The sequence below is a fragment of the Alkalispirillum mobile genome, from assembly GCF_003664325.1.
GTDB classification, from domain to species: Bacteria; Pseudomonadota; Gammaproteobacteria; order Nitrococcales; family Halorhodospiraceae; genus Alkalilimnicola; species Alkalilimnicola mobilis.
Window position 1 is genome coordinate 25,905 of sequence record NZ_RCDA01000007.1, and the last position, 11,080, is coordinate 36,984.

Genomic DNA, 11,080 nt, shown 5'->3' on the forward strand with positions numbered 1-11,080 from the left:
GTATTGGCGTCCGTGATGACGGGAGGGGCGTTGCGCCCCCCCGATGACGGGAAAGCGTGTGGTCAGTCCCGCATTTTCACGTCCATTTCGGCGCGCAGGGCGTTCATCAAGGCCTGCCACTCGCTCTGGCTGAACACCTGCTGCAGCTCGGCGCGCCACTGCTGGCGCTCGTCGTCGGCCAGGTCGGTATCGCCATCGGTCACACCGATCACCTGAACCACGGCGTAGTCACCACCCTGGATGCTGGTGCCACCCACGCTGGGCCGGTCGTCGCTGGGACGCGGCAGGCGGAAGGCGCGGTCCACCACCCGGGTGGGCAGGTCGTCGGTCACGGTACCGCGGTCCAGGCCCTCGGCGCTGCGCAACTCCACGCCCTCGCGCTCGGCCAGCGCCGCCATGTCGGCGCCCTCGGCAATCTCGCCCTCCAGCAGCTCACCCAGGTTGCGGGCGTTCAGGCGGGCCTGCTCCTCGGCCAGTTCCTCGCGGATCTCGTCGGCCACCTCGTCCAGGCCCAGGGGCTGCGCGTCCTGCACGTCGTCCACCCGGAACAGCACGGCATGCCCAGAGTCCAGCTCGATCAGGTCGCTGTTGTACCCCAGCTCCAGCACGTCCTCGCTGAAGGCGGCAGCGAGCACCTCGCTGTCACCCCAAATGCCCTCGCCGCTGCCGTCCTCCGGCACCCAGTCGCTGTACGCCAACTCGACGCCGAGCAGATCGGCGACCGGCTGCAGGGTGTCCGGCTGCTCGTAGGCCACGTTGGCCGCGTCTTCGGTCATCTCGAAGTAACGGGTGCTGTCGTCCGGAGCGAGCTCGTCCTGGTGCAGTTCCACGTAGGCCAGCCGCACCTGGCGCGGTGCCATGTAGCGGTCCGCATACTGCTCGTAATGGGCCTCCACGGCCTCGTCGGAGACGGCGTCCGGGTCGGCCTGGGCGCTCAGCACCAGGTACTGAATATCCCGCTGTTGCCGGTCCAGCGCTGACAGGCGCTGCAGGTCCCAGTCCCGGGTGATCGCCGAGTTGGCCACCGCCCCCTGGAACTGCTCCGTCAGCAGGTCGCGGCGCACCATCTCCTCGTACTGGTCGGGCGTCAGGCGGTTGGCGCTCAGCAGTTGCTGGTAGCGCTCCATGGAGAAGGTTCCGCCCTGGTGGAAGATGTCCTGCTGGCGGATGCGCTGCGCCACGGCACGGTCGCTGACCCGCAACTTGCCGTCGGTAACCAGCGCGTGCAGCAGCGCCTCCTCGACCAGGCCCTCCAGTGCCTCACGGCGAAGCGTCTCCTCGTCCACCCCGGCTTCATCCAGGTCGCCGAAGAATTGCTCCAGTTGCTGACGCTGCTGGCGGAAGCGTTCGGTGACCTGGTCGCGGGTGATCTCGATACCCTCGACCTCCGCGACCACGCCACCATCATCGCCGGCGAAGTAGCTGTAACCGCCCACTATGACGAAGGGCAGACTGATGACGATGACCACAGCCCAGGCCACCCAGCCTTTTACCGCGGAACGAATTGCTTCAAGCATCGGAGGTCACCCTGGAAACCCGAGGTTTCGGAACGTGTATAGGACCCAGACACGAAAAAGGCGCCACAAGGGCGCCTTTTTCTTGGTGTTGGCGGAGCGGACGGGACTCGAACCCGCGACCTCCGGCGTGACAGGCCGGCATTCTAACCAACTGAACTACCGCTCCAATTTGTAACCCTTGGTGGGTGGTGAGGGGATCGAACCCCCGACATTCGCCTTGTAAGGGCGACGCTCTCCCAGCTGAGCTAACCACCCGAATTGCTGAGGCGCTTAGTTTACCGCATCTTTAAGCGCTTTGCCAGCCTTGAAGCTGGGAACTTTCGAAGCCGCGATTTCGATGGTTTCGCCGGTGCGCGGGTTGCGGCCGGTGCGGGCGGCCCGCTCGCGGACCTGGAAAGTGCCAAAGCCCACCAGGGTCACCTGGTCGCCTTCCTTCAGGGCGTTGGTCACGCAATCGACCATCGAATCCACCGCCTTCGAGGCCGCAGCCTTGGAGATGTCGGCGGATTGAGCCACGGCTTCGATCAGTTCCGACTTGTTCATTTCGCGCTTCCTCTTGGATTCTGTTCCGACGGACAGCCAGCCTTTTACCCGTCTGTCCCCCTGGGCGCCCCTATCAGGCCTCTAACCCCTACCGCGGGAAGCGAGGTGCTGATTGTACCGGAGCATCTGGCTTTTGCAACCCATCACCGGGATGAGCTTGTTGTTGTCGCAAGGGGCGGGGCCTGCACCCCGCGACTGCGTGCGACGAGTTATAGCAAGCCGTTCTCCGGCGTGTCAACAAAGCAACACGCCTGGACAAGGCCTGCTCAGTGCGCCCGGGTGGTAGAGGCCCGCTCCTTGCCCTTGGCCGCTTTCCCGCCCGCCTCGACCGGCTGCTGCGGGTTGGGCTCGGGCTGTCGCAAAAGTGCAACATCCAGCACCTCGTCGATCCAGCGCACCGGGATGATCTTCAACCGACTTTTGATGTTCTTCGGTATCTCCTGAAGATCCTTCCGGTTTTCCTCCGGGATCAGCACCGTCTTGATGCCCCCGCGCAGGGCCGCCAGCAGCTTCTCCTTGAGGCCACCAATGGGCAGCACCTCGCCGCGCAGGGTGATCTCGCCGGTCATCGCCACGCTGGCCTTCACCGGGATGCCCGTCAGCGCGGACACCAGGGCGGTGCACATGCCAATACCGGCGGAGGGCCCGTCCTTCGGGATCGCGCCCTCGGGCACGTGGATGTGGATGTCCTTGTTCTGGTGGAACTCCGGGTCCACGCCCAGGCGGTCGGCACGGGCTCGAACGACCGTGCTGGCGGCGTGGATGGACTCTTTCATCACATCGCCCAGCTTACCCGTGTGGGTGACCTTGCCCTTACCCGGCACCACCGCGGACTCGATGGTGAGCAGCTCGCCCCCCACCTCCGTCCAGGCCAGGCCGGTCACCTGCCCCACCTGGTCGCTCTCCTCGGCGACGCCGTAACGGTAGCGGCGCACGCCCAGGTACTTGTCCAGGTTCTTGGCGGAGACGATCACCTTGCCGTCGGCGTCGGTCTTGGTCTTGCTGTCCGGCGCCACCAGGTCCTTGACCACCTTCCGGCAGATCTTCGCCAACTCCCGCTCCAGGTTCCGCACCCCCGCCTCGCGGGTGTAGTAGCGGATGATGTCGCGGATGGCGGTCTGCTTGACCTCCAGTTCGGTCTTGCGGATGCCGTTGGCCTTCATCTGCTTCTGCAGCAGGTAGCGCTCGGCGATATTGATCTTCTCGTCTTCGGTGTAACCGGGCAGACGGATGACCTCCATGCGGTCGAGCAGCGGCGCCGGGATGTTCATGGTGTTGGCAGTGGCCACGAACATCACGTCAGAGAGGTCGAACTCCACCTCCAGGTAGTGATCGCCGAAGGTGCTGTTCTGCTCCGGGTCCAGCACCTCGAGCAGGGCCGAGGCCGGATCGCCTCGGAAGTCCATGGCCATCTTGTCGATCTCGTCGAGCAGGAACAGCGGATTGCGCGTGCCCACCTTGGCCAGGTTCTGAACGATCTTGCCCGGCAGCGAACCGATGTAGGTGCGCCGGTGACCGCGGATCTCGGCCTCGTCGCGCACACCGCCCAGCGACATCCGGGTGAACTTGCGGTTGGTGGCCCGGGCAATGGACTGCCCGAGCGAGGTCTTGCCCACGCCGGGCGGCCCCACCAGGCAGAGGATCGGGCCCTTCACCTTGCGCACGCGCTGCTGCACCGCCAGGTACTCGAGGATGCGCTCTTTGACCTTCTCCAGGCCGTAGTGGTCGGCATCCAGCACCTGCTCGGCGTGCTTCAGGTCCTTGCGCACGCGGCTGCGCTTTTTCCACGGCACGTCCACCAGCCAGTCCAGGTAGTTGCGCACCACCGTGGCCTCGGCGGACATGGGCGACATCATCTTCAGCTTGTTCAGCTCGGCCTTGGCCTTCTCGGCGGCCTCCTTGGGCATGCCCGACTCCTCGATCTTGCGCTCGAGGTCCTCGGTCTCGTTGGGCACGTCCTCCAGCTCACCCAGCTCCTTCTGGATGGCCTTCATCTGTTCGTTCAGGTAGTACTCGCGCTGGCTCTTCTCCATCTGCTGCTTCACGCGCCCGCGGATGCGCTTTTCGATCTGGAGGATGTCCAGCTCCGCCTCGATCAGCGACATCAGGTGCTCAAGGCGCTCGCGCACGTTTTCGATCTCGAGCACGTGCTGCTTCTCGTCCACCTTCAGTGCCATGTGGGCGGCAATGGTGTCGGCCAGCCGGCCGGGCTCCTCGATGTTCTGCAGCGAGGAGAGGATCTCCGGCGGCACCTTCTTGTTCAGCTTGACGTACTGGTCGAAGTGGTTGACCGCGGAGCGCATCAGCACTTCCATCTCGCGGTCCGCCGGCGGCTCCTCGTCCTCCACCACCACGACCTGAGCGGCGAAGTACTGGTCCCGCTCCACCAGGTCCACCAGGCGCGCACGCTCGACGCCCTCCACCAACACCTTCACGGTGCCGTCGGGGAGCTTGAGCATCTGCAGAATGGAGGCCATGGTGCCGTAGGCATACAGATCGCTGGTGGCCGGCTCGTCCACCTCGGCGCTCTTCTGCGCGACCAGGAAGATCTTCTTGTCCTCTTCCATGGCCGCGTCCAGCGCCGTGATGGACTTCTCACGCCCGACGAACAGCGGGATCACCATGTGCGGGTAGACCACCACGTCGCGCAGCGGGAGGACCGGTGCTTCGGTCATGCCGGGGCTGCGGACATCTGCGGTGGGTTCGTTCTCGGCCATAGGGCTACCTCGATTGGGAAAACGGTCTGGCCGGCAGCGCCGGGGCGCCGGCTATCGTTGCATGGGACATGGGGGCAGCGCTGGGGGTTTTCAAGGAACGGCCGGGCGTGTTGTAACTGGCGACGGGGAAGGGAGCAGCACCTCCGCCATCCCGAGGGCAGCCCCCCGTCATCGCGAGGGCCGAAGGCCCGTGGCGATCCACACGCCAACTGGACTGCCGCGTCGGCTTCGCCTCCTCGCAGTGACGGTGGGGGGCGACCCGACCCCCGTCATCCCAAGGGCCTACCCCCCGCCATCGCGAGGGCCGAAGGCCCCGTCATCGCGAGGGCCGGAGGCCCGTGGCGATCCCCAGGCGTCAGTCGGACGACGCCGCGCGGGACTGCTCCTGGTTGCCGTAGATGATGTAAGGGCGCGTCTCGCCCCGGATGACGGCGTCGTCCACCACCACCTTCTCCACGTTCTCCATGGAGGGCAGGTCGTACATGGTATCGAGCAGTACGTGCTCGAGGATGGTACGCAGGCCGCGGGCACCGGTCTTGCGCTCCATGGCCTTGCGGGCCACGGCGCGCAGCGCCTCCTCGCGGAACTCCAGCTCGACACCCTCCATCTCGAACAGCTTCTGGTACTGCTTGACCAGGGCGTTCTTGGGCGCGGAGAGGATCTCCACCAGGGCCTGCTCGTCCAGCTCCTCCAGGGTCGCCACCACCGGCAGGCGGCCGACGAACTCCGGAATCAGGCCGTACTTGACCAGGTCCTCCGGCTCCACGTCCTGCAGCGTCTCGCCCACGCTGCGCTTCTCGTCCTTGGACTTGACCTCGGCGGCAAAGCCGATGCCGCCCTTCTCGGAGCGCTCCTGGATAACCTTGTCCAGACCGGCGAAGGCGCCACCGCAGATAAAGAGCATGCCGCCGGTATCCACCTGCAGGAACTCCTGCTGCGGGTGCTTGCGCCCACCCTGGGGCGGCACCGAGGCGGTGGTGCCCTCGATGAGCTTGAGCAGCGCCTGCTGCACGCCCTCGCCCGAGACATCCCGGGTGATGGAGGGGTTGTCCGCCTTGCGCGAGACCTTGTCGATCTCGTCGATGTAGACAATGCCCTGCTGCGCCTTCTCGACGTCGTAGTCGCACTTTTGCAGCAGCTTCTGGATGATGTTCTCCACGTCCTCGCCCACGTAACCCGCCTCGGTGAGGGTGGTGGCGTCGGCGATGGTGAAGGGCACATTGAGCATGCGTGCCAGCGTTTCGGCCAGCAGGGTCTTGCCGGAACCGGTGGGGCCGATGAGCAGGATGTTGCTCTTGGACAGCTCCACGTCGTCCTTGCGGCTGCCGGCCTCCAGGCGCTTGTAGTGGTTGTACACGGCCACCGAGAGCACCTTCTTGGCGTGCTCCTGGCCGATCACGAACTCATCCAGCACCTGGTTGATCTCGTGAGGCCGTGGCAGCCCCTCACCCGCAGAACTGGACTGCTCCTGCAGCTCTTCACGGATGATGTCGTTGCAGAGCTCGACGCACTCGTCACAGACGAACACGGAGGGCCCCGCAATCAGCTTGCGGACCTCATGCTGACTCTTTCCGCAGAAAGAGCAGTAAAGGAGTTTGCCGCCGTCGTCTCTGCCGTTTTCTCTATCGGTCATGACCTGACTTCGCCTCGCGAATTTGGACTGCCTTGCGTTTAACGATGCCTGTTTTCAACTTAGCACGCAAGTCAACTACGCCCCGCTTGCGTACCACCTCAACCCCGGCTCAGCGACGCGCCAACGGCGTTGCCGGGCCGCGCACTCGAGTGCACGGAGCACAGGCTCACTCACGGTACCTATATAAGAGTGGATGGGGCTCAGGGGGGCAAGGTTCAAAGGATACAGCGTGGCCGGCCCCGGGAGCGGGGCCGGCGCAGCGGTTTACGCCTGATCCAGGGCGTTGCGGTCGGCCAGCACGGCGTCCACCAGGCCGTACTCCTTGGCCGCGGTCGGGCTCAGGAAGTTGTCGCGGTCGGTGTCCTTGGCGATGGTCTCGATGTCCTGGCCGGTGTGGTGCGCCATGATGCGGTTCAGCCGCTCGCGCATGTCGAGGATCTCGCGGGCGTGGATGTCCACGTCCGTGGCCTGACCCTGGAAGCCACCCAGCGGCTGGTGGATCATCATCCGGGAGTTGGGCAAAGCGTAGCGCTTGCCCTTGGCCCCGCCGGTGAGCAGCAGCGCACCCATGCTGGCCGCTTGCCCGATGCACACGGTGGAGACGTCCGGCTTGATGAACTGCATGGTGTCGTAGATGGCCAGGCCGGCCGTCACCGCACCACCCGGGCTGTTGATGTAGATGTGGATGTCCTTGTCGGGGTTTTCCGACTCGAGGAACAACAGCTGGGCAACGATCAGGTTGGCCATGTGGTCTTCCACCGGGCCCACCAGAAAGATCACCCGCTCCTTGAGCAGGCGGGAATAGATATCGTAGGCCCGCTCACCCCGGGCGGACTGCTCGACCACCATCGGCACCAGACCGCTGGCGTCGATCTCCGGGGCCAGCCCTTCGCGGCGCTCATCGCTCATTCGGGCTTACTCCTTCTCTGCTTGCTTGGTTTCGGCCTCTTCGGCCTCGGCCGACTGCGGGCTCATCAGGTCCTGCAAGGACATGGACTTGTCGTCCACGTCGGCCTTCTCGACCACCCAGTCCACCACCTGGTCCTCCAGCACCGCAACCTCGATGCCTTCCATCAGCTGGCGGTTCTGGCTGTAGTAGCGCAGCACTTCCTCGGGCTGCTCGTAGCCGGCGGCCATCTCCTGCAGCGCCTGCATGACCCGCTCGCGGTCCAGCTTGATGTCGTTGCTGCGCACGATTTCGTTGACGATCAGCCCCAGGGCCACCCGACGACGGGCGTTCTCCTCGAACAGGTCCGCGGGCATGTCCTGCGGCTCGTCCTGGCCGGACTGCTGCTGGCGGGACTGCTCCTGCTGGCGCAGCTGGTCGATCTCGGCGTCCACCAGCACCTTGGGCAGCTCGATCTCGGTGAGCTCCAGCAGCTGGTCCATCACCTGGTGTTTGACCTTGCTGGCGATGCTCTGGTCGCGCTCGCGCTCCAGGTTGGCCTTGATGGCCTCGCGCAGCTTCTCGACGCCGCCCTCTTTGACGCCCACCTTCTCGGCGAAGGCATCGTCGATCTCGGGGTACTCGGGGGCCTCGACCTGCTTGACGGTGACGGCGAACTCGCCCTTCTTGCCGGCCACCTCGCTGTCGGGGAACTCCTCGGGGAAGGTGTGCTCGATGGTGGTCTCGTCACCGGCCTTCACGCCGGTCAGGCCCTCCTCGAAGGCCGGGGGCATCTGGCCGGCACCGAGCACGATCGGCACATCGTTGCCCTCGTTGCCGGAGAACTCCTCGCCGTCCACCGTGCCCTTGAAGTCGATGACGACGCGGTCGCCCTCCTCGGAGGCACGATCCACCTCGCTGTACTCGGCCTGCTGCTTGCGCAGGCGCTCAAGCACCTCGTCCACGTCGGCGTCGGTGATCTCCACCTGCGGCCGCTCGACCTTGATCTTCTCCAGGCCGGTCACCTCGAAGCTGGGCAGCACCTCAAAGGTGGCCTCGTACTCCAGGTCCTTGCCCTCGTCGGTCTGCTTCGGCTCGATCTCGGGGTTGCCGGCCGGGCGCAACTCCTTCTCGCGCAGCGCCTCGCTGTAAGTGCTCTGCACCACCTCGCTGAGCACCTCGCCTCGCACCTGGCCACCGTAGCGCTTGCGCACCACCGACAGCGGCACCTTGCCCGGGCGGAAGCCGTCCATGCGTACGTTGCCGCGAAGCGACCGCAGGCGCTGTTCCACCTTCTCTTCGACCTGCTCCGCAGGCACCTGCACGGTCATGCGGCGACCCAGCCCCTCGGTCGTCTCCACTGAAACTTGCATTGAAAACCCCTTAACCGTCCTGTTCACTACGCGACCGCCCCACGGACGGCCACCATGACTAGCTGTTGTGTATGGTGCGAAAGGGGAGACTCGAACTCCCACGGGGTCGCCCCCACCAGGACCTAAACCTGGCGCGTCTACCAATTCCGCCACTTTCGCGCTTGAAACTTGGTAGCCGGCTAGTATAGCGCCACGGGCGGCCGGGACAAAAGGACCACTAGATTCCGCGCACCACGGTGTAAGTCCCGGCCACAAAAGCCACCCCCAACACCAGGGCGCGATACGCGCTCGCCGTCACCCGTCGGCCCAGGTAGCGCGACACCCACAATCCGAGCAACACCCCCGGCATCAGGCCGGCAGCCAGCGCCACATCCTGCCACCCGAAACGCCCGGCCATGCCCAGCGCCGTCAGCGACATCACGCTCATGGGCACGAAGATGGCGGACAACGTGCCCCGCACCCGCCCGGGCGAGGCGTTCTGGTAGGCGAGCCCCAAAGGCGGCCCGCCCACGCCGGTGATGGTGCCCATGGTCGCCGCACACAGGCTGCCGGAGAACACCACCCCACCCCGCGGCTGCACCGACAGCCGCAGCAGGCTCAGCAACACCGCCAGCACGATCAGCGCCCCGAACAGCGTCTGCCAGGCCGAGAGCGGCAGCAGCCCGATCACCAGGTAGGCCAACACCGCCCCTGACAAGGCCCCCGGCCACGCCCAGAGCAGATCCCGCCCCTGCACATACCGGGCGTTGGTGCGCAGGAGCATTAACGGCAGAATGCCGCCGATGAGCACTAGCGGCGCCGGCACCAGGGCCGGGTGAATCAGGAATAGCAAAGGCGCACTGAACAGCGCCACGCCATAGCCGATCACCCCCTGGATGGCGGCGCCGATGAGCACAACGCCGACTGCGAGCAGCCAGTGCAGTAATCCGAGTTCTTCCAACATGCTTCTCCTAACACCAACTCACATAGCTCCTATTATTGCGGGGCCCGCACCACCCCTCCGTCATCGCAAGGGCCGAAGGCCCGCGGCGATCCACACGCCGACATGGACTGCCGCGTCGGCTGCGCCTCCTCGCAATGGCGGGGCAAATCACCGTGGGCGATGCCAGCGCACTCAGCGAAAACATTGACCTGGCCGAATGGTCGGTGGCCTGCGTCAGCACCTAATTTGCTGATCGTCGCGCATGTATACTGGCAAAGAATGTGAAAACCCAGCCGCTGAGCGCGATCACAGCATGGACACAGCACCCGAGCACGGCCTCACACCGACCGAAAAGACCCTGCAGGGTTTGATACACCATTATCCGCACATCACGCTGGCGATTCTCTTTGGCTCCTGTGCCAGCGGCAATGCGAGACCCGACAGCGATATCGACATCGCGGTAACAGCCGAACGACCACTGACACTGGACGAACGCACGGAGTTGATCACTGAGATCAGCGAAGCCACTGGGCGGCCTGTCGACCTCATCGACCTGGCAGAAGTAGGCGAGCCGTTACTCGGGCAAATACTCACCAAGGGCAAACGACTCACCAAAGCCCCGGAGCCCTTTGCTCGACTCCTCACGCAGCACTGGCTGGACGCGGCAGATTTCCTTCCCATCCGTAACCGCATTCTGGAGGAACGGAGAAAGGCATGGATCGGCAACTGATCGCGCAAAAGCTGGAGGCACTGCGCTACTGCTTGGCGTTCTTTCCTCTCTAAAGGAAGGGGATTCCTGGTTGTCGCCTTCCAGGTTCCTGCTTCATGGTCCGTTGCTCCTTGGGATTGCCCGCAGAGGCTTACGCAGACTCCACAGGCTTAACCTCCCGTGCGCCCCACGGTAGTTTTCTGCTCGTGCTCTCGCAGCTTGTCGGCACCGGCCAGAATAGCCTTGCCTGCTTTGAGAATGTTCTTCGCAGCGTTGATGTCGCGGTAGTGACTGGCTCCGCAGGCCGGACAGTCCCAGTGTCGGACGGATAGCGGCATGGCGTCGCAAAGGTGACCGCAGGCGTGGCAACGCTTGCTGGATGGGTACCACTTGTCGATTTGAACAAAGTCTCGTCCGTACCACTCGGCCTTGTAGGCGAGCATCGAGGTGATCTGATGCCAGCCCACGTTGCTTATGGCTTGCGCCAGCGAGTGGTTCCTGAGCATGTTCTTCACCAGAACGCGCCGTAAAGCCCCGCCGTTCAGGGCGGGGGTATAAGGCGCCTATTCAGGGGTTCGCTGCTGTTCGATGTACTGACGCACGATGGAAATCGGCGCGCCACCACAAGAGGCCGAGAAATAGGACGGCGACCAAAGCGTCCCCTTGAAATATCGCGCCCGAAGGACAGGTCTATGTTTGCGCAGCAGCCGACTGGAAACTCCTTTGAGGCTATTCACCAGCGTGGAAACAGCAACCTTGGGTGGGTAATTCACCAGAAGG

General features: G+C 64.6%; 10 protein-coding genes and 3 tRNA genes. 1 reads left to right on the forward strand and 12 read right to left on the reverse strand.

The annotated features are described in order from the left end of the window. Positions 1–62: 62 nt before the first annotated feature. The 10 genes from DFR31_RS13395 to DFR31_RS13445 form a co-directional block, all read right to left on the reverse strand. Positions 63–1,517: a peptidylprolyl isomerase gene (locus tag DFR31_RS13395; protein ID WP_121443201.1), complete on the reverse strand. Its 1,455-nt coding sequence runs from the start codon at positions 1,515–1,517 to the stop codon at positions 63–65. Between the two features lie 89 nt (positions 1,518–1,606). Next, positions 1,607–1,683, reverse strand: a tRNA-Asp gene (locus DFR31_RS13400). 13 nt (positions 1,684–1,696) lie between these two features. Next, positions 1,697–1,772: transfer RNA gene (locus DFR31_RS13405), tRNA-Val, on the reverse strand. A 15-nt stretch (positions 1,773–1,787) separates the two neighbouring features. Further along, the gene (locus DFR31_RS13410; RefSeq protein WP_281273374.1) at positions 1,788–2,096 is read right to left on the reverse strand and encodes an HU family DNA-binding protein; all 309 of its coding nucleotides are present in this window, start codon (positions 2,094–2,096) and stop codon (positions 1,788–1,790) included. A 230-nt stretch (positions 2,097–2,326) separates the two neighbouring features. Further along, a complete protein-coding gene (gene lon / locus DFR31_RS13415) occupies positions 2,327–4,777 on the reverse strand; it encodes an endopeptidase La (RefSeq protein WP_121443203.1) in 2,451 nt (816 codons plus the stop codon). Between the two features lie 355 nt (positions 4,778–5,132). Next, positions 5,133–6,410, reverse strand: a complete 1,278-nt coding sequence (clpX, locus tag DFR31_RS13425) for an ATP-dependent Clp protease ATP-binding subunit ClpX (protein WP_121443205.1) — start codon at positions 6,408–6,410, stop codon at positions 5,133–5,135. Positions 6,411–6,674: 264 nt separating this feature from the next. Beyond that, positions 6,675–7,319 carry an ATP-dependent Clp endopeptidase proteolytic subunit ClpP gene (gene clpP / locus DFR31_RS13430; protein WP_121443206.1) on the reverse strand — a complete coding sequence of 215 codons (645 nt, stop codon included), beginning with the start codon at positions 7,317–7,319 and terminating at the stop codon, positions 6,675–6,677. Positions 7,320–7,325: 6 nt separating this feature from the next. Then, on the reverse strand, positions 7,326–8,669 hold the full coding sequence (tig, locus tag DFR31_RS13435; protein WP_121443207.1) for a trigger factor: 1,344 nt from the start codon (positions 8,667–8,669) through the stop codon (positions 7,326–7,328). Positions 8,670–8,741: 72 nt separating this feature from the next. Continuing rightward, positions 8,742–8,828 (reverse strand) — tRNA-Leu (locus DFR31_RS13440). 58 nt (positions 8,829–8,886) lie between these two features. Continuing rightward, the gene (locus tag DFR31_RS13445) at positions 8,887–9,612 is read right to left on the reverse strand and encodes a sulfite exporter TauE/SafE family protein (RefSeq protein WP_121443208.1); all 726 of its coding nucleotides are present in this window, start codon (positions 9,610–9,612) and stop codon (positions 8,887–8,889) included. 292 nt (positions 9,613–9,904) lie between these two features. Between DFR31_RS13445 and mntA the strand changes: the two genes are divergently transcribed. Continuing rightward, the gene (mntA, locus tag DFR31_RS13450; protein WP_121443209.1) at positions 9,905–10,321 is read left to right on the forward strand and encodes a type VII toxin-antitoxin system MntA family adenylyltransferase antitoxin; all 417 of its coding nucleotides are present in this window, start codon (positions 9,905–9,907) and stop codon (positions 10,319–10,321) included. A 149-nt stretch (positions 10,322–10,470) separates the two neighbouring features. Here the strand turns inward: mntA and DFR31_RS13455 are convergent, their stop codons facing one another. Next, positions 10,471–10,806, reverse strand: coding sequence for a transposase (locus DFR31_RS13455; protein ID WP_245971206.1), 336 nt, complete (start codon positions 10,804–10,806; stop codon positions 10,471–10,473). A gap of 57 nt (positions 10,807–10,863) precedes the next feature. Next, a partial coding sequence (tnpA, locus tag DFR31_RS13460) for an IS200/IS605 family transposase (protein WP_121443210.1) occupies positions 10,864–11,080 on the reverse strand: 217 nt, incomplete at its 5' end.

Bases quoted from the DNA above. Each gene is read 5' to 3' on its own strand.
- DFR31_RS13445 (WP_121443208.1), bottom strand. From the start codon at position 9,612: ATGTTGGAAGAACTCGGATTACTGCACTGGCTGCTCGCAGTCGGCGTT.
- mntA (WP_121443209.1), top strand. From the start codon at position 9,905: ATGGACACAGCACCCGAGCACGGCCTCACACCGACCGAAAAGACCCTG.
- DFR31_RS13455 (WP_245971206.1), bottom strand. From the start codon at position 10,806: ATGCTCAGGAACCACTCGCTGGCGCAAGCCATAAGCAACGTGGGCTGG.
- tig (WP_121443207.1), bottom strand. From the start codon at position 8,669: ATGCAAGTTTCAGTGGAGACGACCGAGGGGCTGGGTCGCCGCATGACC.
- lon (WP_121443203.1), bottom strand. From the start codon at position 4,777: ATGGCCGAGAACGAACCCACCGCAGATGTCCGCAGCCCCGGCATGACC.
- clpX (WP_121443205.1), bottom strand. From the start codon at position 6,410: ATGACCGATAGAGAAAACGGCAGAGACGACGGCGGCAAACTCCTTTAC.
- DFR31_RS13395 (WP_121443201.1), bottom strand. From the start codon at position 1,517: ATGCTTGAAGCAATTCGTTCCGCGGTAAAAGGCTGGGTGGCCTGGGCT.
- clpP (WP_121443206.1), bottom strand. From the start codon at position 7,319: ATGAGCGATGAGCGCCGCGAAGGGCTGGCCCCGGAGATCGACGCCAGC.